Raw genomic sequence first — 19,955 nt, forward strand, 5'->3', positions numbered from 1 at the left:
AGGAGTGACCAATGGGTATTTTTGAACGCTTTTTATCGGTTTGGGTGGCGCTGGCCATCGTGGTGGGCATTGTTGCGGGCAGTCTGGTGCCGCAGGTGTTTGAGGCGGTCGCTGCGCTGGAATACGCCCATGTGAATGTGGTGATCGCGGTGCTTATCTGGCTGATGATCTACCCCATCATGGTGCAGGTGGATTTTAGCTCCATCAAAGACGTGGGCAAAAAGCCCAAGGGCCTAATCTTAACGCTGGTGATCAACTGGCTGGTGAAGCCGTTTACCATGGCGCTGCTCGGCTGGCTGTTCTTTAAGGGCCTATTCGCCGAGTGGGTGGACCCGCAAACCGCCAGTGAATACATCGCCGGCATGATTTTACTGGGCGTGGCGCCCTGTACGGCCATGGTGTTTATCTGGAGTCAGCTTACCAAAGGTGATGCCAACTACACACTGGTGCAGGTTTCCATCAACGATGTGATTATGATCTTCGCCTTTGCGCCTATCACCGGGCTGCTGTTGGGTATCACCGATATTACCGTGCCCTGGGATACGCTGTTGCTGTCGGTGGTGCTCTATGTACTGGTGCCGCTACTGGCAGGGGCGTTTACCCGTAAAAAGCTGGATAAGGCCAATGATCATACCCGCCTGAATCGCTTTTTGGCGACCATGAAGCCCTGGTCCATTGTCGGTCTGTTAGCGACTGTGGTATTGCTGTTTGGGTTTCAGTCGGAGACCATCCTGGCCAAACCAGAAGCCATCGTACTGATCGCCATTCCCCTGCTGATTCAGACCTATGGCATCTTTGCTATCGCCTACTGGGCCGCCAAGCGAATGAAGCTGCCGCACAAGGTTGCCGCCCCGGCTTGTATGATAGGCACCTCGAACTTCTTCGAGCTGGCCGTCGCTGTGGCGATTTCCCTGTTCGGCCTGCAATCCGGTGCGGCGCTGGCCACTGTGGTGGGCGTGCTGGTGGAAGTGCCGGTAATGCTGTCGTTGGTAGGCTTTGCCAATCGCACCCGCCACTGGTTCCCACAATAAACGCCAGTTATCACAGCTACTTTAGACTCTAATTGCCAGCTTGGTTTGATCTTGGGGCCTTTCGCCCCAAGTAATCCTTGGTATACGTGAATCAACCAAGGAGTTATGTATGTCGAAAGTGATGTTGATTACCGGCGCCTCGAGTGGCATCGGCGAGGCTACGGCCCGCAAGGCGGCCAGTGAGGGGTTAAAGCTGATATTAACCGCCCGTCGGGCTGACCGGCTGGAGAAGCTGGTAGAAGAGTTCGGTCAGGACAATGCCGTCGGCATCGCCGCTGATGCCACCGATTTTGACGAACTGAAAAAGGTAGTGGAACAGGGCGTTGAGAAGTTTGGTCGTCTGGATGTGGCCTTTGCCAACGCCGGTACGGGGGTATCCACTCCGGGTACCGAAGGCGGCGACCCAAAAGAATGGAAGAAGATGGTGGATATCAACATCAACGCGCTGCTCTACACCGCCAATCTGACGCTGCCCCATCTGAGGAAAACCACCGGCCACTTCATTATGACCGGCTCTGCCGCCGGACGCCGTGCGATTAAAGGTTCGGTCTATGGCGCCACCAAATGGTTTGTGCATGGCTTTGCTGAAAACCTGTCAGAAGAGATGAAAGAATGGCAGGGGCGCTGCACCACTATTGCACCGGGCATGGTCAACACGCCATTTTTCGATGAGCCCAAGCCGGATAAGTTGGATCCGCAGGATGTGGCCGACGCGGTGCTATTTGCGGTTAATGCCGACCCGCGCAATGCAGTTCGCGAAGTCTTCCTGATGCCGGCGTATTGATAACAAAAAGGCAGCCGAGAGCTGCCTTTTCTTTGCCTGCATTCACCCCTGCTGGGTGCTTAAGCGCCCGCCCTGAGGTGCGCGGCTTTGTTTGGTTGCTAACTGGTAACGCTCGGGCCGGTGGTTAAGAGAAATCACCAGGTTCAGACAAAGCGCGGCCAGAATCGAAATGCCAACCAGATAGGGGCTGATGAATACCAGAGCAGAGAGCAGGATCACGCTGTCCACGGCCAGCTGGAAAGTTCCGGCGCGGATGCCGAAGCGGGCCTGAAGGTAGTAGGCCAGAATGCCTAATCCGCCGAGACTCGACTTATGTCGGAACATCATCAGAATACCTACCCCAATCAAAATACCGCCCATGACTGCGGCAAACAGAGGGTGGATACGGCTGATATCCACGAAATGATGCACCTGCTCACTCATCACGGAGATGGTGGTCACCGACACAAAGGTGTTTAGGGTGAACCTTTTGCTGATTTGTGTCCACGCCAGGGCATAAAAGGGAATGTTGATCACAAAAAACACTAGGCCAAAATCCATCCCGGTGGCGTGGGTGCCCAATAGTGCCAGGCCGGCGGCGCCGCCGACCATTAAGTCCTGGGCCTGGAACAGATACACACCGAAGGCCACAAACAGCCCGGCACAAAACAGGGCGAAGATGTCTTCATAAATGCGGTGGGATGCTGAGTTCATAACCTGGATCGTTGCGGAGTTTGGCGCGGATTATACGCTTTCGGTAAGTGTCAATCAGGCTTGCCATTAAACTCAGGCTTGGCCAAATAACCACCGTTGCAAGTTTATCTTTACGACTTGTGAATACCCGGTAAAGCCTTTGTTTTTCTTGTAGCGGAGGTGTTAGCTCCTGTCCCATAAGGTTAATGTTTTAGATGATTCAGCGGCGTTGTTAAACTTGTGTCTGGTGTTGCCCAGAGGATGCTGAAGCTGCTACCCAAGTGAGAAGAGAGCCGCCGCTCAGTAACGCTGCTTGTCGGTGGGGAACAACAGACATAGGAAAGGCTCCAGCCCCCACCGGGTTGGTGAGAGCAGATCCATGACGTGAATTGCTATGGCCCGGCTCGTCTTATAACGCAGTCGCCCAAGAGCTATCGCCTCAAAGGTGGAAATTACTCTTCCACCTTGTCCTCTTCGTCTTTTTCCGCCTGTTCCACATCGATGCCCATCTGTTCCATAATACGGCGGGCTTCGGCTGGAATACGGTAGGGATTGTCTTTGCGCAGGTCATCATCGTCCGGCAGAGGCTGGCCGGTAAACGCGTGGACAAAGGCCTCACACAACAGCTCAGAGTTGGTGGCGTGGCGCAGGTTATTCACCTGACGACGGGTTCGCTCGTCGGTGAGTACCTTTAACACTCTCAGAGGGATTGAGACGGTGACTTTTTTCACCTGCTCGCTTTTTTTACCGTGTTCAGCGTAGGGGTTAATGTATTCGCCGTCCCACTTTGCCATGCGCATCGCCTGTTTTAATTGTATCTTATGGTGGAAAATTCTAACTGTTAGGCGCCAACAGTCAATCATAGATGCCTAAACATCTTGACGTCTGTGTACAGCGCGGGATAGATTTGGACGTCTAAACGTCTACTGGCAGACGCTATTTATCAGGAGTTTAATTATGGTTTCATACGCTCGGGGCATCGATGCGCTCAATCAATCGCTGGCCGACATCAAAAATATTGATGTGTCCTTTGAATTCTTTCCGCCGAAAACCGAGCAAATGGAACAAACCCTGTGGAGCTCTGTTGAGCGTCTGGCACCCCTCAAGCCGGCTTATATGTCGGTCACCTATGGGGCCAACAGTGGCGAGCGGGATCGCACCCATGATGTGGTCAAACGCATACAAAACGAAACCGGTATTTCTGCCGCGCCGCACTTAACCTGCGTGGATGCCAGTCGCGAAGAGCTGGTGCAGATAGCCAAAGATTACTGGGATGCCGGAATTCGCCGCATTGTCGCGCTGCGGGGCGATTTGCCGCCGGGTGTGACAGAAACCGAGCTTTACGGCGCCGACCTCGTCGCCTTGCTTAAAGAAGTGGCAGACTTCGATATCTCTGTGGCTGCCTATCCTGAAGTACACCCAGAAGCGCCCAACAGCCAGTTTGATCTTTTAAACCTGAAGCGCAAGGTCGATGCTGGGGCTGACCAGGCCATTACCCAGTTTTTCTTCGATGCTGAAGTGTTTCTGCGTTTTCGTGACCGCGCCGCGGCAGCGGGCATCGAGGCGAACCTGATCCCGGGCATCTTGCCGGTAACCAACTACAAGACACTGGTTAAGTTTGCCGGCATGACCAATGTGAATGTACCGAACTGGCTGCACCGCATGTACGAAGGCCTGGACGAGAACGACCAGACTACCCGAAACCTGCTGGGGGCCAGTATTTCCATGGATATGGTTAAGATCCTGGCCAAAGAAGGGGTGCGTAACTTCCACTTTTACACCCTGAATCGCAGCGAATTGAGCTTTGCTATCTGCCATATGTTGGGGTTAAGAGCCGAACAGGGGTAAACTTATCGGGTGTTGAAGCCGATAAGCGAGCCTATTCATGGCACCTAAAATGGATGTTATAAAGCAAAAAGCCATCTTTTGGCTGTCTCAGACCAAGCCCTTGCTGAGTGGGCTGGTGGAACGGTGCAAGGAGGATAAGATTACCGTCTCTGCCGGGCATCTGGCCTATGTGTCTTTGCTGTCGCTGGTACCCTTCATCATGGTGTTCTTCAGTGTGCTGTCGGCTTTTCCGGCCTTTGAAGGGGCGCGGGAAAAACTGGAATCTTTTATCTTCGATAACTTTGTGCCCCATGCCGGTGACATGGTGCAAAAGTATGTGGCCGAATTTGTCGGCAATGCCTCTGAAATGGGGGCGGTCAGTATCCTGTTTCTGGTAGTGGTCGCGCTGCTGCTGATTTCCAATGTGGATAAAACCCTTAACCGCATCTGGCATGTGCACAGTGATCGGCGGCCCATTTTTACCTTTGCTATCTATTGGATGGTGCTCACTCTGGGGCCCATGTTGATCGGCTCAGGGCTGGCCATCAGCTCCTATCTGGTTGGGCTGGCCTCTTATGCCGAAGAGTATACCCCCGGTATTACAACGGCTATGCTGAAGGCGGTACCCTTTCTCACATCGGCAGGCGCCTTTTTCATTCTCTACATGGTGGTGCCCAATAAAACCGTGCGCACCAAGCATGCTCTCGCCGGTGCGGTGCTGGCAACGGTGCTATTTGAACTGTCTAAGAAAGGTTTTGCCCTGTATGTCGCGAGTTTCCCTTCCTACCAGGTGATCTACGGGGCGTTGGCAGTGGTGCCGCTGCTGTTTGTGTGGGTTTATCTGTCGTGGATTGTGGTGTTGTTGGGAGCGGAGTTTACCGTGCAGGTAGAAACCCTGGCTCGTGCCAATAAACGGGAACACGAGGATGAAAGGCAGGGTAGGGATGCCGATTCGGCGACATCCAACCGTGACACTAGCGCAGAGTCTGAATGAAGTCGTTGGACTCGGCAATGGCGCTGTTCATTTCTTTTATCAACTGGTCGACGTCATTGCGAATCGAGCCCAGTTCACTCTGTAAGGCGCCAATGGCGTTGGCGTTCAGGTTGTGCTTCAGATAAAGCACATTGTCGTTCAACGCCGTTAAAACTGGTTCCATACGGCTCTCGGCCCGACGCATTGACCGTATCAGGTTTTGATAGCGGCGCTCGGTCTCACTCAGTTTGCGCCGACTGTCGCGACGTAGCGATTCGTTAGAGTATTGGGCTAACTCCTGTTCCCATTCGGCAAAAAGATCCCCCGCCACATCCTCAATACTGTCGATACGCTCGCTAACGCGCTCGGCCGATGCCTGACTGGCCTCGTACTCGTCCTTGAGGTTGTTGTAGACGGTTTGCAACTCGCCGCCGTCGAAGTCGATCAGGTGGCTAAACTCTTCCAGCGCTGAGCTGAATTGCTGCTGAGCATCCTCCTGAGCGTCGCGGGCGTCCTCTACCCGATCCACCAGGATGTCACGCTTTTCAAACCCCACCTTTTCCATAGCGGCATAATAAGCCGACTGACAGCCAGCCAGAACAAGCATGGTGGCCATCAGCGTCAGCAGGCGTTTCATGGCAGGTCACCCGGCGCGCGGAATTTAGCGGCGTCAATAATGGCCCAAAGGTGAAAAATAACGCCAGGTACCCACATGAAAATCAGGATTACCGTGGCCGCCAAGGCGTAGCTGCCGTAGGTCAACACTGCAAACAGCAGTGCAGCCAGGATCCGGCCTTGAACCAGTTGTCCCAGTCCGGGGAAGAAAAAACTGCAAATGGCGGCCAGTACATTGCCGCCTGAACCTTGTCCTGCCATGTTATGACTCCTGTTTTTAAAGGTGTTGAGTTAAGTTAATCCAATTCGCCCGCTTAAACAAGCTGTGCCAGAATGGCGAGCTGGTCAAATTTATTCTGTGACAAAGTGTAAGGAGAGTCTTGCCGTGATAGCCCTGATTCAACGAGTAAAGCACGCCAGCGTGGATGTGAAGGGTCAAACCATCGGAGCCATTGAGCAGGGGCTTTTGGTGTTACTGGGGATAGAAAAAGACGATGATGAGGCCAAAGCAAAGCGTTTGTGCGAGCGGGTGTTGAACTACCGTATTTTCAGTGATGAGGACGACAAGATGAATCTGAATGTCCGCCAGGTGGGCGGTCAGGTGCTGGTGGTGTCTCAGTTCACTCTGGCGGCGGATACCCGCAAGGGCAATCGGCCCAGCTTCTCGTCGGCGGGCTCGCCAGCAATGAGCGAGCGGTTGTATGAGTACTTTGTCGAGCAGGTGCGTTCGCAGGACGTTGCCTGTACCACTGGTCAGTTCGGCGCCGATATGCAAGTGAGCCTGGTCAACGACGGTCCGGTGACCTTTGAGCTCAGGGTCTAAAGTACCGGCTCTATCAGGCTGAGGTCCAGATGATGGCGCTGGGCAAACCGCTTTAAGTTCTTTGCCTGCTCAGTGATCGTGCCCAGAGGTTTTTTACCGGCAACCAGTATGGCGTTGCGATAGCCCGGTACCCGAAAAACCCAGGGTGGATGACCGGTTAACTGGAGCAGCAACTGTTTTAGGTTTCGGACCAACAGTGCGTTTTGCGGCAGTAGATTAAGGCAGAGCACACCATTGTGATTTAAGGCATTTAGGCAATGACGATAAAACTCGGGTTGTTCCATGGCAGGCGGTAACTGGGACGACTGAAAAATATCCACAAACAACAGCTCAAGATTCGTCGTTTTTACTATCTGCTTACAGCCATCGGCTTGAATTACCTGGGATACACAGGCCTCAGGGTTAAAAAAGCGCCTGAAACAGTCAATCACCGTCGGGCTCAGCTCCACGGAAGTCAGTCGCGCTTGAGGGTGCGTTTTTGGCAGCAGACGCGCCAGTGCTCCGCCGCCAAGCCCCAGCTCCATGATCATTTTTGCGTTGGGGGCGGCGAACAGCGCCATGGCCATTGCATGCAGGTGGGGCAGAACGGGACAGCTGGGCTTGTTGCGTGCCATGACCGACTGCACTGTCTGGCCGATGGTCAACCAGCGGTAGTGATCATTTTCATACACCGCTATTTGCTCACGCTGCTGCCAGTAGAGTAGCTGCCGGTGATGCAGGTCCTGCTTCAGACTAAACAGGGGCGACCTCATATAGGATTCGATTAGGGATTGTGCCAATATAGCCATCATTGTCGATGGAGAAAACCGCCATTGTCTGGCGCAATCAAGAGGAGCCTTATGTTTAAGGTGCAAACGCCCGAAACCGAACTGGAACTGGAGCACTACTTTCAGTTTCGCTGGCAGATGTTGCGCAAACCCTGGAACTACCCAGAGGGTTCGGAGAAAGACGAATACGAGCAGGTCAGTAGCCACCGCATGGTGGTGGACTCCAATGGGGATATTATTGCCGTGGGGCGGCTGCATTTTAATACTCCGGAAGAGGCCCAGGTGCGTCATATTGCCGTGCACCCCGATTATCAGGGTAAAGGTTTAGGTAAGCTGATCGTATCGGCACTAGAGTCCATTGCCCGCAATCAGGGCGCAGAGCGCATGGTGACTAACAGCCGTGAGACTTCCACCGACTTCTTTTTGAGTTGTGGTTTTGAGGTAGTGGGTGAGGCCACTACGGAACTGGGGCAGTTAAAGCGTGAGCAGATGTGCAAGAAACTTACTGACCTCAATGCCTTGCTGTTGCACCCCAAGTGGTGTCGTGAATTGCAAAAAACCTGGTACGAGACCATTCCCATCAGCGAGCAGATGGGCATCAAGTTGTTCCAGTACACGGGCAAAACCCTGGAAACGCGAGCCTCGTTGAATAAGAACATTAACCTGCATGGCACTATGTTCGCCGGCAGTATTTTTTCGCTGGCGACCTTAACAGGCTGGGGGATGATCTTTTTGATGCTGAAGCAGCGCGAGCTGAGTGGGGAGATTGTGCTCGGTGATGCCGATATTCATTATCATAAGCCGGTCACCAGCCAGCCTCGTGGGGTGTGTAATGTGGAGTCGGTGAAGGGAAAGTTCGAACCACTTATGCGCGGTAAGAAAACCCCTTTTACCCTGACGGTGGAGTTGCATGACGGCCAGAACCCGGTGGCGGAGTTTAAAGGTGTGTATTGGGTGCTGCCGCCGAAAGCAAAGGACAAGGAATAGCGCCAATCATTAATGGCGAGACGATTTTGATAACAACAAAAGGAAACAACCATGAAGGATATCTTCTTATTTAACTCAATGCTCACGCCCAAAATCATCACCGTGGTCTACTGGCTGATGCTAGTAGGGGTATTAGTTGGCGGTATTGGCACTATGTTCGATAAGTACAACGGCGGCATACTGGCTGGATTAGGCATTATCGTCGCAGGTGCCATTGGTGCCCGCATCTGGTGTGAGATGATGATCGTGCTGTTTAAGATCCACGAAAACCTGCGCCGTATTGCCGATAGAGAAGCCCCCTCTCAGGACGAGCTCTGATTAATAGAGTCACCCGGCAGCCAGCCATAGATCTGGCTGTTTAGTTTAAGACTCTAAATGGAATCCGGTGATGGATGACTTTATTCGCTATACCTTTAAAAACACCGTCGAGTTTCATCAGCAGGCAATGAGTCGTTTCAGGCCCTGCAAGCCTCAGGGCGAAATGGCCGAAGCCAATCTCACCTTCAGCTTTATTCACTCGGCTTTGAGAACATGTCCCCAGGCGGGATGGGGGCTGGAAGTGCCTTTTACTGACGGCGACAAGAGTAATAGCCCGTGGAATAAGCACATTGACGGCTATCTGTTTGTTGATAACACGCTTTATTTAATAGAAGTAAAGCGGGACTACCCTGTTAGTGACTTTTCTGATTATGTGTGTAAAGACCTGAAGAGACTGAGTTCGCCGCATTTGGCCGACGCCTTTGTGCGGATGTTAGACAGGCCGGTTTACTCTCAGCCATTGGGACAGATTAAGGCAGTGAAAGCGGTTCTGTTAGCGGATACCTGGCGGGCAGAAAATGTTCGGTACTGGGCTTCGGCAGAGTTAAAGGGGGAAAAACAGCGGTGGCTGAGTGAATTACACCGAGATGTTCAGGCCATGCCTTTTACGGCAGGCAATTCTGCGGCTCCGTATAGCTTGTTGATTGCTCAGAGTGATAATTTGGATTCATTTCTGGCAAGAATGCATGCCCGGCAATCTGGCTCTTCCGAGGAAGAGTGCCTTGTGTGAACGCCTACAGATACCCTTTGATGAACTCGTCGAAGGCGTTTGGTATGTAGGGCGGGGGCGAAACGCTAATGTCGGTCTTTATCAGGATGGATGCTTCTCGGTTATCGCTGACACCCTGCTGTACAACGGTTCGTTCGCAACACCACAAAAGACCCAGCCCGGGTGCAAATCAGAGCCTTATTTTTACCCCGGGCATGGCTGTTTTCAGCCATTTTTAGCTTTATCCTCGTTAGCCCTTTTGACCGAAGGGTGCGCACTCATTCCCGCGCCAGAGTTGCGCACAGGTCGGTTTTATATTGGGGAAGGTAGCGGCTTTCAGGTTGCCAGGTGGGAGGGAAACAGGTTCAGTCTCCTAAAGAAGCATTATGTGTCCGATAGTGTCTGTCATTATGACATTGAGGCCCGTGATTACGGTGAACGCTCTCCGTTCTTCAGGCCTTTATTGGAAATTGGTGAGGGTGAGGTTATCGTGCCGATGGCGGAAGCGAATTATGCACGGGTACTCAGACTATGAAAAAGCATACCGGAGGTGATACAAAACACGCTTTGCAAGACGGGCTCACCGCCTCTCGTCTTCACAGGGCAACTAGTGAAACGGAAGAGGTCCGTTACCGCAATCAGGTAATGCGCAAGCGATTGATCGGGCACTATATGCTTCTGGGCATTGTAGTAATGGTTGCCGTGAACCTTCTTCTCTACCTCTTCCTGTAAATTGAGACATTAGTGGTTAAAGCTCCAGTCCGGGCGAGTTATGGCTGGATAAGCTAATAACTGTCAACACCGGTCTTAGTCTTGTCTGTGGTATCCGTTGATGGCTGAGTGACGGATGTCTGATCGTTTTTGTTGTTTGAAATGGCGGTTTGATTGCTGACCGTATCGCCGATTTTTACCGTGGTTTGTGCCGCTTCAATGGCCCAGTTTGTAATGACACCATCAAGGGTTTTCATATACAGCGCTTTGGCTTCGTCTTTGCTCAACTGATAGTTAGAGGAAAACTCACAGGCGCGAAAAAATAACTCCCGGGTCATAAGTACCGTAGGGGTTCTGCCGGCCAATTCCACTTCCTCGGAGTCTTCATTGGTGCTGGCACCTCTATCACCGCCAGTACTGATCAGGGACACATCAATGTTGCCACCGTCTTTCTGATCAAACGCCGAATCCGGCTGGGGCAGTGAGCACAGATAATGATTGTTATTGCGCTGCATCACATAGATTTGCCCCTGACCGGAGGTGGTGGTCAGCACATGGTTATTGTTTAAGTCAGTTTGTTTAGGTACAGGGTATTCTAGGGACGTACAGCCGCTTATAAGAGTTAGCGCAGTGCCGCAGACAACGATATATTTCATGGCAACCTCAATACGAAAAACCGGCACTTAATCAGTGCCGGTATGTGTTTCAAATAACCTGTTATTGCATGGCGTCCGCTAACCAGGCCGGCGCATCGGTCGGATAAAACTCCGTTGGATCAAAGCTGATGCGGGTAGGTACGTGGTCGCTGGAAAAGCCCCACGAGGACAGTTTGCCCTGGAACCATTGCTCAAACTCTGCAACAACGGACGGGTGCTTGGCGTGATAGCGGGCGGTGAGTTTGCTGTGGAGCACACCCAGTTCCGTGGCTTTTTTCAACGATGACAGCAGCTGGTCATCATTGCCGTTAGAGGCGATGATATCAATCCAGGTGATGGCCTGAGTCTCCACATCGCCGAACCAGTTGGGGTACTTGGTAATAGAGTTTAAGTTTCTGACATAGCGGGCCAGGTCTTCACCTTTAACCACCATCATATGGTAATCATACTTATGCGGTCCTGGGTTGTTCTCCCATTTTTTAAAGGAGAAGGCCCAAAGGTCGTCTTGATGAACCGGCATCACATCGGTGGTTTGCCAAGGCGTAGTGCTGGCAACATCAACGGGTATCGGCCCAATTGGTCCTGTTTTTCCCATTGGACCATATTTACGGCAGGTAACTGTTGAGCGATCTTGTCCCACGAAATCTTTGTTGTTTGGTGCAACATAGTTGGGAGCAACCCAAGGTGTTTCAGGATACTTGTAAATACAACCCTGGGTACCTGGGCCTTTTTCATAGAAATCTTCATAAAAGAAGTTCGCAAGATCGGTTACCCCTTCCAGAGCGATGGTGGCGATAATATTGTTCTCTTCTTGCAGTTCTGCAGCCAATTTGGCGGCCATTTCCTGGCCCTTGGTCGCCGCATCCGCCGCACTCAAGTTGTCAATTTCGTCCTGCCCCATTTCTTGGATGTAACGGCGGCGTTCTGATAAGAACCCAAGGCGCAGAGTTGCTGCGGTGGTATAGGTTTTTAGCAAAGGAACAAAATTATTGTGGTTCATATGAGTGCGCACTTCGTTTTGCACTGTACCCGAGTCGTCGACGATTTTATCAATTTTGTTTTTGTTCGTTGGATAGCTTGACTTGGGGTTGTAGGTGTTAATGCCATTGAACACGTCCCCGATACTGACTTCTATTTGATCTAAGGCGGCCTGATTAAATCCTTCATCGACGATGTGTTGTACTTCTTGGGGCGTAGCAGCAGGATCATCGCCGCCAAAAATCGATTCGAAGGCGTCCCCAAGTATCAGTCCCGCGACCTTCTCGGCCAGTTTAACGCCAATATCGGTTGTGGCACTGGCAGCAGCTTGTTGCGAGTTAAGTAGTGTAAAAATAGTTGTGGCTGTGGCCAGACAGAGTCCGAGTTTATTCATGGTTACTCTCTACTAGGTAAAAAAGCAAAAACGTGTCGGGCAGATTGGACCAAATTCTTACTGCTAAGGCTTGGGTGAAAACCCTCATTTTGTCTGGCTGAGGTGAGACTTATTCTGATAACAGATCGAAGATCAGCTGTTCCAGTGCGTCGAGATCCACAGGTTTGTTTAGCAGGGGTAGGTGTTGTGCTTTGATACGTTCAAGAAGCATAGGATCCGTATCGCCGGTTAATATGATGGCTTTTACCGGCTCACCGAGTGCCTGACGCAGCTGTGCGATAAGTTCGACACCGGTTTTATCATCCATTAAGCGGTAATCACACAGAATAATATCCGGTCGTTGTTGCTCCAGGGTGTTCAGCGCCTGTTCGTCATTCTGTGCGCAGACGACATGGCATTGCTGGCCTTCCAGCGCCAGGCTCAGGGCTGTGAGGCTGTTGGGGTCGTCATCGATTAACAGCACCCTGACGCCAAACAGCCGACTTCCCTGAATGCGAGGAGCTTCTGGCGTGGCTATAATGGACTCAACTACCGGCAAGGTCAGTGAAAAGACCGACCCTTTACCTGGTTCCGATTCCACGTCCACCTCGCTACCCAGCAGATGAGCCAGTTTTTGTACGATGGATAACCCCAGGCCAACGCCTTCTCTGGCGTCGCGGCGTTTATTGGCAATCTGATGATACTCATTAAAAATCCTGTCAAGCTCCTGACAGGGGATGCCTATCCCAGTGTCCTGAACGGAAAGCCTGAGCTGATCGTTATGACGAGACACCAGAATGCGGATGCCACCCTGTTGGGTATATTTGACGGCATTGTCGAGCAGGTTGCGCAGGATACGGGCCAATACCATCGGGTCGGTTTGCACCACCACATCGCAAGAAGCGTAGTCGATGCTCAGACCTTTATTTGTGGCTTTGACCCTAAATTCATCCAGCAGTGGCAGCATAACACTGTCCAGCGTTACCTGACGCCAGTCCAGTTCCAGATCGCCGGAGTCCAGTCGGGACAGATCGAGCAGGGTATCCAACAGGCGCTTTAGTGAGGAAAAGGATTGTCCCAGCGGGGACAGAATATCCTGATGTTGGGTCGTGGACAGTCGCTGAGTCAACGCCTGAATAAACAATCCAATCGCGTTTAAAGGCTGACGCAGATCGTGACTGGCGGCGGCTAAAAAGCGGGATTTTTCGGCATTGGCCTGTTCAGCTTTGATTTTCTCTTCGGTGACTTGCTGCAGAAGACTGGCGTTTGCCGCGTCGATACTGATGGCGTTGGTCACCACCTTGGACAAGCGCATTGCGGTCACGGTCAGGTATGCGCTGTAAAGACCCAGGCCGGTCAGCAACAATGGTTGCTCAAACTCCAGGACCCGCAGCGCCGTTGCGCCCATCATTGGCAGCAGGAACACCATATAGCCCCAAAATGAATACACCAGTGCTACGAGTAAGCCGGTGGTTATTCCAAAAATGAAAATAAAAAAGGTAACAAAGAGTTCTGTCGCATCGGGGGCGGGCAAAAAGGCATAGACACCCGCGCCCCAGTTAGTACCTGACAGCAAAAGAAACAGCACGATCATCAGGTGGTAGAGCTGGTAGCGTTTTTCTCCTTCCGCTCGCCGCTTTTGAATAGGCCCATAGACAAACAAAAATCGGAACAGGGTTATGGCGACAAAAGTTGAAACCCAGAGCAGTAACCCCGCCATATCAAAACGGGTGTGCACTAATATCGCTAAGATGACAGCGGCGCCGATGCTGACGACACCGGACAAGTTAGTCTGTCGGATTAACACATCCAGCCTGGACTCCATAACGGGGTCAGGCTGTGAGCTATTGGCAAAAAGAGTAATCAGGTTGAGCGTCACAGTAGTCCATGTTGGTTGGCGTAGCGCATAAGCTCAACCGTGTTCTTCACGTTCAGTTTTTGCATCAGGCTATAACGATGGTTTTCTACGGTTTTACTGGCAAGGTTCAGTCTCTCGGCGATGGTCTGGCTGTTGAGCCCGGCTAATACAAGATCCAGCACCTGAAACTCTCTGGCGGTAAGGTCAGGTGGCAAAGAACCTAGCTCATCGGTAACAGCAGGGGAATAGACTTTTTTTCCGGTTAACACCGTATGCACGGCCTTAAGCATGTCACCGGCCGACATCTCTTTAAGCAGCACGCCATCGGCGTGACAGCTTGTCATTTGCCTGAATAGGGCGCGAGACTGCACCCCCGTTAACATAATGACTTTAATGTTGGAGTAGCGCTTCTTTATGTACTCGAGAGCGGATAAGGCGCCGCCGCCCGGCATTCGGTAGTCGAGCATGACCAGATCGGGTTGCTCGGCCTTGACCGTCTTGAGCAGCTCCTCCGCGCTAGCGACTTCCGCGACAACGCTCCACTTGGGCTCGCTGCTCAGAATGAGTTTCAGTCCTTCACGAAAGAGCTGATGATCATCAGCAATCACAATTCGCATAAGTGTATTCCACTGATTCCATTATTCCTTCATTGACTATCTTAACCGCAACGGGACTCAATTCATCGCACTTTTTAACAATGGTTATAGAGGGTAACAGTCACGCGATACTGGCAGGTGGATGATGTCTGGCACTGGGGCAGAGGCTGGCGGACTACAGAACACAAAAAAGGCGCCAACCGGCGCCTTTTCTCGAGAACTAAGACAATGTATTAAATCATCGCCGACTGCAGTTTCTTAATGGCGTTTTTCTCAATCTGACGCACGCGTTCGGCGGAAACGTCGTAGTGATCGGCCAGGTCCTGCAAAGTGGTCTTGTCTTCGGCCAGCCAGCGGGTCTGGATAATATGCTGGCTGCGCTCGTCCAGTGTCTTGATGGCGGAGTGCAGGCGCTGAGTCGCGCTGTCGGACCAGTCGCTGTTGATGACTTCGGTCTCTACGTCGGCTGACTTGTCTTCCAGGAACTGAACCGGTGCATATGTGCCGTTTTCATCGTCGTCGGAAGACAGGTCAAAGGCTTGATCCTGACTGCTCATACGACCTTCCATCTGCATCACTTCTTTGGTGCTGACGCCCAGTTCATCGGCAACACGCTTCACTTCTTCATGGGTGAACCAACCAAGGCGCTTTTTCGCCTTACGCAGGTTAAAGAACAATTTGCGCTGGGCCTTGGTGGTGGCCACTTTAACGATGCGCCAGTTCTTCAGTACGAATTCGTGAATCTCGGCCTTAATCCAGTGAACAGCGAAAGACACCAAACGCACGCCGACTTCCGGGTTAAAGCGTTTGACTGCCTTCATCAGACCGATATTGCCTTCCTGAATCAGATCGCCCTGAGGCAGGCCGTAACCGGAGTAGGACTTGGCAATATGCACCACAAAGCGCAGATGCGACATAATCAGCTTACGAGCCGCTTCCAGATCGCCGTCGTGATACAGGCGTTCGGCCAGTGACTTTTCTTCTTCGGCTGAGAGCATATCAATCGCGTTCACAGCCTGAACATAGGCCTCCAGACTGCCTGTCTGCGGTACGCTTAATGCCATTGATTGCATGTTCTTGCTCATCGATTACCTCGCGTGAAAATCCAATTCCTGAGTGTAGCACCACCGGGGCCGGGATCGCTAGCCCTTAAATGCTCGTTGCCGGGGGTTGCTACGCATGTCTGACCTTGTTGGATTAAAACAGTTCCCTAATCCACAGTATAGGCAGGTTAAGTTGGGGGTGTGACACCCAAATGACAAGGCATAGGGTGCCACAAGATACCAGCAGGAGTGAGGGGGGAAGTAAACTCACCCCTGTGGATGGGCTTTGGCGGTTCCGTCGCCTGCTTCTGAATCATTCCGCAGAAGCTCGGAATGAGGTACCGTGTTGGGGGGCACGGCACCGCATTCAGTTAAGACTTGTCGTCTTGTTCCGCTTGGGCTTTTTTGTCCTTAGCCTTTTGCTTCATAGCTTCGGCTTTATCCATACCCTTTTGTTTCGCTTGTTCGGCTTTTTGCTGAGCTTCCTGTTTGGCTTCTTCCGCTTTTTGAGGAGGATTGGCCGCGAAAGCACCTAAACTCGTTAATGCCGCTACGGCGATTAAAGTTTGTTTCAACATAATGTTCTCCTGTACGAGTTGTTCATTGTTATCCAGACGCAATCAGACATAGCCAGTATTGTGCCATCTTTATAAAGTTATTTATTATCAATGTCTTATCTAGTATTTCTGACTTTCGGGAGAGGGTTGCCGTGTTAACGAGGCAATAACTGTCGCCTGTGAGCGACAGGGAGGCAGGGCCGATAACTGGGAAATGATCTTGGCTCCGTCAGTCTACTCATTGATTTATCTTTTAATAACAAATAATTAGGTTGTTTTCTTGAGGTATGGTAATGGGGCTGTCGCAGAAAAACGACAACTCGCTTGCGCTGTGTTTTGTCCTGACTTCCTGCTAATTTAAGCCTCTAATCTGAACACCCAATTAGCCATTTAAGGAGCGCTTATGCCCCGACAGCCCTGGTCACCGTCCATCAGACGACTGACCTTGCTTGGTTTTATCGCTGTCAGTCTACCCCTGATGCTGGCATTGGGAATGGCATTGTTGCATCTGGAGCGGCTGTCTTCGGAGGGCGCGTCGGCGGTGAGCGAAGTGGCCCGTTCGGTGGATGCGTCTCGTCAGGTTGCCCAGTTGCTGCAGAATATGGAGCGTACTGCCAGTCAGTATCAGGTGTTGGAAGACCCTGAGATACTGAGCCGCTATCAAAGTTTGCGGCAGCGCTGGCAAAGCTTACTTGCGGAGCAGCAGCACAGGTCCTATCAAGCAGTGGCAGAAATGTTGCGCCGGTTGGGGGCCAAGGAGCAGCTCTTGCATCAGCAAATCAGTCAGCAACGGATGGGATTAACGGTTGCGGCCATTCAGCAAGGTTACGCCGAGCTGACCCAGATGAGTCAGCAACTGTATGAGCTAAACCGGGAAGCCATCGAACAGCGGGTTACAGGCATCGAGATCCGTGCCGATGAACTGCGCCAGACGCTGTTGCAGGCCACCTGGTTGTTTCCTGTTACGATGGTGGTGGCCTTTCTGTTCTTGTGGCTGATTGGTCGCCCATTGAAGCGCTTAAAGCAGCAAATTGGGCGGTTAGAGCAGGGCGATTTATCGGCACCGGTATCGGTGAGCGGGGCTGAGGACATCGCCGAGGTGGGGGCGATCCTGGACGCTATGCGCCGACAGTTACTGCAGCTTGAGCAGCAGAAGACCCAGTTTATCCGACAGATCTCCCATGAGCTGAAAACCCCGCTGGCCGCCATTCGTGAAGGGGCTGAGCTGCTTTACGACCGCACTGCCGGTCCTCTCACGGACACCCAGAGTGAAGTGGCCGATATTATCCGTACCAGTGTTAACCGCTTGCAGCATCTGATCGAGGACTTGCTGAACTTTAACCTGTTATTGGATGACGCTCAGCTCTCGCACGACAGCCACTGCCAGATTTCAAAGGTATTAGAACGTGTTGAACGGGAACGGCGCCTTGAGCTTAATGCCCGACAGCTCTCTCTGAAGGGGCCGCAACAAGACGCCGACTGGCCCGTGCATCAGGAACACCTGCGCATGATTTTGGACAACCTGGTATCGAACGCCATTAAGTTTTCCCCCGAAGGTGGTGTGATTCGGCTGTCGTTGTCGGAAACTGAGCAAGACTATCGACTGACCGTTCAAGACCAGGGGCCAGGCATTAAGGACTCCCAACGAGAAAGTATTTTTGAGCCTTTTGTACAGGCACAAGGCAACGGTCACAGTAAGCTAAAAAGCTCAGGTCTGGGCCTGACCATCGTGCGTGAGCTAATGCGTAAATACGGTGGTACAATTCGCGCCGAAACGAACGATGAAGGCGGTTGTTTCATTCTGTCCCTGCCGAAGGAGTAACATGATGTTGTGGCGAATCGGATTAATGCTGTTGGTAATGCTACAAAGCGGTTGTAGCCTGTTGCCGCAGTCGTCACCAGAAGCTGGCTCCGGACTGTCGGTCGACGCCCCTGCGCCGAGCGATTATTACCTTTATCTCAAAGGGCTTTCGTCGCAGCAACTGGCCGAGGAGGCCCAGCGCACCGACCTGTCACTAGAACAACAAATTCTGACCCGGGTGGTCGCCGATATTGAGGTGGTTGGTAAGCCAGCATTAACGGCTTTATTGTATCGCTGGAAGCAGTCGGAAGCGCCCAAAACAGGCATGATGATGTTATTGATGAATTTGCATCATCAGATGATGGAAAAAGCGGCAGACAACCAAGAACTGTGGCAGCGTAATGCCGAACTGGAGCAGTTATTGCATCAGCTTAAAGAGATTGAAACCCATATCCAAAGCAGAGACAACACGACGGATGACGGATAATACTCAGCAGCACATTTTGGTGGTCGATGACGACCCTTCTCTTTTAAAGCTAATCAGTATGCGTCTGAGCGGTGCCGGTTTTCAGGTGCATCAGGCGTCGAATGGCAAACAAGCGCTGGGCCAAATGGAAGGCATCCGGCCGGATCTGGTGATCAGCGATCTGCGTATGGAAGGTATGGATGGTATGGCACTGTTCGACGCCATCCGGGCTCGCTTTCCGGCATTACCGGTCATTATTCTGACCGCTCATGGCAGTATTCCCGATGCTATCGAGGCGACTAAAAAAGGCGTGTTCTCGTATCTCACCAAACCCTTCGACAGTCAGACGCTGCTTAGTACGGTGAATGATGCCATTCGCCTGCACCCCAGCAACAGCGTGGAGCAGCCTTCGCCCTCCGATGACGACTGGCGCAAGGGGATCATCAGTCACAGCAGCAAGATGGAGGAATTGCTACTTCAGGCCAGACAGGTGGCAGACTCCGATGTCAGTTTGCTGATTAACAGCCAAAGTGGTACCGGTAAAGAGCTGCTTGCCAAGGCCATTCACAATGCCAGCCTGCGTCATGACGGTCCCTTTGTGCCGGTCAACTGTGCTGCCATTCCTGAATCTCTCATAGAGTCGGAATTGTTTGGTCACGCCAAGGGGGCGTTTACCGGCGCCAATAAAGCCCATCAGGGCCTGTTCCAGTCCGCCGATGGTGGCACCCTGTTTCTGGATGAAATCGGCGATATGCCACTGAGCTTTCAGGTTAAGTTATTGCGAGCCTTACAGGAGCGGGAAGTACGACCGGTCGGTGCGACTCAGGCGGTGCCAGTCGATGTCCGGGTGATTAGTGCCACGCATAAGGACCTGGAGCAAGCGGTGGCGCAGGGAGAGTTTCGTGAAGACCTCTACTACCGCCTGAATGTAGTGGAATTACGTTTACCGCCATTGGCCGAGCGACGCGAGGACATACCGCTGCTGGTGAATCACTTCTTACAAGATATCGTTTCCCGTGGCCGTAAGAAGGTCACCGGGTACGCCGATGATGCCATGGAAACCCTGATTTCGGCTCCCTGGCCGGGCAATGTTCGCCAGTTGCAGAATGTGGTCGAACAAACGGTGGCTCTGGCGACGTCGCCAGTGATCCCGGCCGAACTGGTGCAAAAAGCCTTGCGAGAGCGCAGTGACGGGGCGTTGCCCTCCTTTGCTGAGGCCAGGGACACGTTCGAGCGTCGTTACTTAGCTGATTTGCTCAGGGCCACAGGAGGCAACGTGACTCAGGCCTCGCGCATCGCGGGGCGTAACCGTACCGATTTTTATAAGTTACTGGAGCGGCATCATCTCAACCCGGGGTCATTCCGATAACTGCTTCCCCACGAATAATTTATGCTAGACTGGCCGTCTTG

23 protein-coding genes are annotated in these 19,955 nt (G+C 52.3%); 12 read left to right on the forward strand and 11 right to left on the reverse strand.

Annotated features, from left to right (window positions below):
- Positions 1 to 11: 11 nt before the first annotated feature.
- Together arsB and HMF8227_RS01615 are read left to right on the forward strand one after the other, a co-directional pair.
- Positions 12 to 1,031 carry an ACR3 family arsenite efflux transporter gene (arsB, locus tag HMF8227_RS01610; protein ID WP_109338516.1) on the forward strand — a complete coding sequence of 340 codons (1,020 nt, stop codon included), beginning with the start codon at positions 12 to 14 and terminating at the stop codon, positions 1,029 to 1,031.
- A gap of 109 nt (positions 1,032 to 1,140) precedes the next feature.
- Positions 1,141 to 1,815 (forward strand): SDR family oxidoreductase, encoded by a 675-nt coding sequence (locus HMF8227_RS01615; RefSeq protein WP_109338517.1) that lies wholly within the window; start codon positions 1,141 to 1,143, stop codon positions 1,813 to 1,815.
- A gap of 42 nt (positions 1,816 to 1,857) precedes the next feature.
- Here HMF8227_RS01615 and HMF8227_RS01620 read toward each other — a convergent pair whose 3' ends face one another.
- Positions 1,858 to 2,508, reverse strand: a complete 651-nt coding sequence (locus HMF8227_RS01620) for a DUF6198 family protein (protein ID WP_109338518.1) — start codon at positions 2,506 to 2,508, stop codon at positions 1,858 to 1,860.
- Positions 2,509 to 2,939: 431 nt separating this feature from the next.
- Positions 2,940 to 3,281, reverse strand: coding sequence for a met regulon transcriptional regulator MetJ (gene metJ, locus HMF8227_RS01625; RefSeq protein ID WP_109338519.1), 342 nt, complete (start codon positions 3,279 to 3,281; stop codon positions 2,940 to 2,942).
- A 163-nt stretch (positions 3,282 to 3,444) separates the two neighbouring features.
- Between metJ and metF the strand changes: the two genes are divergently transcribed.
- Both metF and HMF8227_RS01635 read left to right on the forward strand, forming a co-directional pair.
- The gene (gene metF, locus HMF8227_RS01630) at positions 3,445 to 4,335 is read left to right on the forward strand and encodes a methylenetetrahydrofolate reductase (protein ID WP_109338520.1); all 891 of its coding nucleotides are present in this window, start codon (positions 3,445 to 3,447) and stop codon (positions 4,333 to 4,335) included.
- Positions 4,336 to 4,384: 49 nt separating this feature from the next.
- Entirely contained in the window at positions 4,385 to 5,308 is a 924-nt protein-coding gene (locus tag HMF8227_RS01635) for a virulence factor BrkB family protein (protein WP_420820546.1), read from the forward strand.
- Here the strand turns inward: HMF8227_RS01635 and HMF8227_RS01640 are convergent.
- Together HMF8227_RS01640 and HMF8227_RS01645 are read right to left on the reverse strand one after the other, a co-directional pair.
- The gene (locus HMF8227_RS01640) at positions 5,289 to 5,924 is read right to left on the reverse strand and encodes a DUF2959 domain-containing protein (RefSeq protein WP_109338522.1); all 636 of its coding nucleotides are present in this window, start codon (positions 5,922 to 5,924) and stop codon (positions 5,289 to 5,291) included. The genes HMF8227_RS01635 and HMF8227_RS01640 overlap by 20 nt on opposite strands.
- Complete coding sequence (locus tag HMF8227_RS01645) at positions 5,921 to 6,163, reverse strand: hypothetical protein (RefSeq protein ID WP_109338523.1); 243 nt, start codon at positions 6,161 to 6,163, stop codon at positions 5,921 to 5,923. Before HMF8227_RS01645 ends, HMF8227_RS01640 begins: the two co-directional genes overlap by 4 nt.
- 124 nt (positions 6,164 to 6,287) lie before the next feature.
- Here HMF8227_RS01645 and dtd point away from each other — a divergent pair, with 124 nt between their 5' ends.
- Entirely contained in the window at positions 6,288 to 6,725 is a 438-nt protein-coding gene (gene dtd, locus HMF8227_RS01650) for a D-aminoacyl-tRNA deacylase (RefSeq protein WP_109338524.1), read from the forward strand.
- Here the strand turns inward: dtd and HMF8227_RS01655 are convergent.
- The gene (locus HMF8227_RS01655) at positions 6,722 to 7,477 is read right to left on the reverse strand and encodes a spermidine synthase (RefSeq protein WP_162558455.1); all 756 of its coding nucleotides are present in this window, start codon (positions 7,475 to 7,477) and stop codon (positions 6,722 to 6,724) included. The two genes, dtd and HMF8227_RS01655, sit on opposite strands and share 4 nt — an antisense overlap.
- An 87-nt stretch (positions 7,478 to 7,564) precedes the next feature.
- Between HMF8227_RS01655 and HMF8227_RS01660 the strand changes: the two genes are divergently transcribed.
- The 4 genes from HMF8227_RS01660 to HMF8227_RS15000 all read left to right on the forward strand — a co-directional run bounded on the left by HMF8227_RS01660 (position 7,565) and on the right by HMF8227_RS15000 (position 10,041).
- Positions 7,565 to 8,479 carry a bifunctional GNAT family N-acetyltransferase/hotdog fold thioesterase gene (locus HMF8227_RS01660; RefSeq protein WP_109338526.1) on the forward strand — a complete coding sequence of 305 codons (915 nt, stop codon included), beginning with the start codon at positions 7,565 to 7,567 and terminating at the stop codon, positions 8,477 to 8,479.
- A gap of 51 nt (positions 8,480 to 8,530) precedes the next feature.
- Positions 8,531 to 8,797, forward strand: a complete 267-nt coding sequence (locus tag HMF8227_RS01665; RefSeq protein ID WP_109338527.1) for a DUF4282 domain-containing protein — start codon at positions 8,531 to 8,533, stop codon at positions 8,795 to 8,797.
- A 70-nt stretch (positions 8,798 to 8,867) separates the two neighbouring features.
- Positions 8,868 to 9,527 carry a hypothetical protein gene (locus tag HMF8227_RS01670; RefSeq protein WP_109338528.1) on the forward strand — a complete coding sequence of 220 codons (660 nt, stop codon included), beginning with the start codon at positions 8,868 to 8,870 and terminating at the stop codon, positions 9,525 to 9,527.
- A gap of 367 nt (positions 9,528 to 9,894) precedes the next feature.
- Positions 9,895 to 10,041 (forward strand): hypothetical protein, encoded by a 147-nt coding sequence (locus tag HMF8227_RS15000; protein ID WP_162558456.1) that lies wholly within the window; start codon positions 9,895 to 9,897, stop codon positions 10,039 to 10,041.
- Positions 10,042 to 10,291: 250 nt separating this feature from the next.
- Here the strand turns inward: HMF8227_RS15000 and HMF8227_RS01685 are convergent, their stop codons facing one another.
- The 6 genes from HMF8227_RS01685 to HMF8227_RS01710 all read right to left on the reverse strand — a co-directional run bounded on the left by HMF8227_RS01685 (position 10,292) and on the right by HMF8227_RS01710 (position 16,299).
- On the reverse strand, positions 10,292 to 10,873 hold the full coding sequence (locus HMF8227_RS01685; protein WP_162558457.1) for a hypothetical protein: 582 nt from the start codon (positions 10,871 to 10,873) through the stop codon (positions 10,292 to 10,294).
- A gap of 61 nt (positions 10,874 to 10,934) precedes the next feature.
- Positions 10,935 to 12,245, reverse strand: coding sequence for a hypothetical protein (locus HMF8227_RS01690; RefSeq protein ID WP_109338532.1), 1,311 nt, complete (start codon positions 12,243 to 12,245; stop codon positions 10,935 to 10,937).
- 109 nt (positions 12,246 to 12,354) lie between these two features.
- A complete protein-coding gene (locus HMF8227_RS01695) occupies positions 12,355 to 14,103 on the reverse strand; it encodes an ATP-binding response regulator (protein WP_109338533.1) in 1,749 nt (582 codons plus the stop codon).
- Positions 14,100 to 14,699, reverse strand: coding sequence for a response regulator transcription factor (locus HMF8227_RS01700; RefSeq protein ID WP_109338534.1), 600 nt, complete (start codon positions 14,697 to 14,699; stop codon positions 14,100 to 14,102). Before HMF8227_RS01700 ends, HMF8227_RS01695 begins: the two co-directional genes overlap by 4 nt.
- A 212-nt stretch (positions 14,700 to 14,911) precedes the next feature.
- Positions 14,912 to 15,763: an RNA polymerase sigma factor RpoH gene (gene rpoH / locus HMF8227_RS01705; protein WP_109338535.1), complete on the reverse strand. Its 852-nt coding sequence runs from the start codon at positions 15,761 to 15,763 to the stop codon at positions 14,912 to 14,914.
- Between the two features lie 329 nt (positions 15,764 to 16,092).
- On the reverse strand, positions 16,093 to 16,299 hold the full coding sequence (locus tag HMF8227_RS01710) for a hypothetical protein (protein WP_109338536.1): 207 nt from the start codon (positions 16,297 to 16,299) through the stop codon (positions 16,093 to 16,095).
- Positions 16,300 to 16,681: 382 nt separating this feature from the next.
- Here HMF8227_RS01710 and HMF8227_RS01715 point away from each other — a divergent pair, with 382 nt between their 5' ends.
- The 3 genes from HMF8227_RS01715 to HMF8227_RS01725 are packed head-to-tail and all read left to right on the forward strand — an operon-like array spanning position 16,682 to position 19,914.
- Positions 16,682 to 18,100: a HAMP domain-containing sensor histidine kinase gene (locus HMF8227_RS01715; RefSeq protein WP_109338537.1), complete on the forward strand. Its 1,419-nt coding sequence runs from the start codon at positions 16,682 to 16,684 to the stop codon at positions 18,098 to 18,100.
- A 1-nt stretch (position 18,101) separates the two neighbouring features.
- Positions 18,102 to 18,566 carry a hypothetical protein gene (locus tag HMF8227_RS01720; protein ID WP_109338538.1) on the forward strand — a complete coding sequence of 155 codons (465 nt, stop codon included), beginning with the start codon at positions 18,102 to 18,104 and terminating at the stop codon, positions 18,564 to 18,566.
- Positions 18,556 to 19,914 (forward strand): sigma 54-interacting transcriptional regulator, encoded by a 1,359-nt coding sequence (locus tag HMF8227_RS01725; protein ID WP_109338539.1) that lies wholly within the window; start codon positions 18,556 to 18,558, stop codon positions 19,912 to 19,914. The genes HMF8227_RS01720 and HMF8227_RS01725 overlap by 11 nt, the downstream gene beginning before the upstream one ends.
- The last annotated feature ends 41 nt before the right edge of the window (positions 19,915 to 19,955 follow it).

It is taken from the genome of Saliniradius amylolyticus (assembly GCF_003143555.1).
GTDB classification, from domain to species: Bacteria; Pseudomonadota; Gammaproteobacteria; order Enterobacterales; family Alteromonadaceae; genus Saliniradius; species Saliniradius amylolyticus.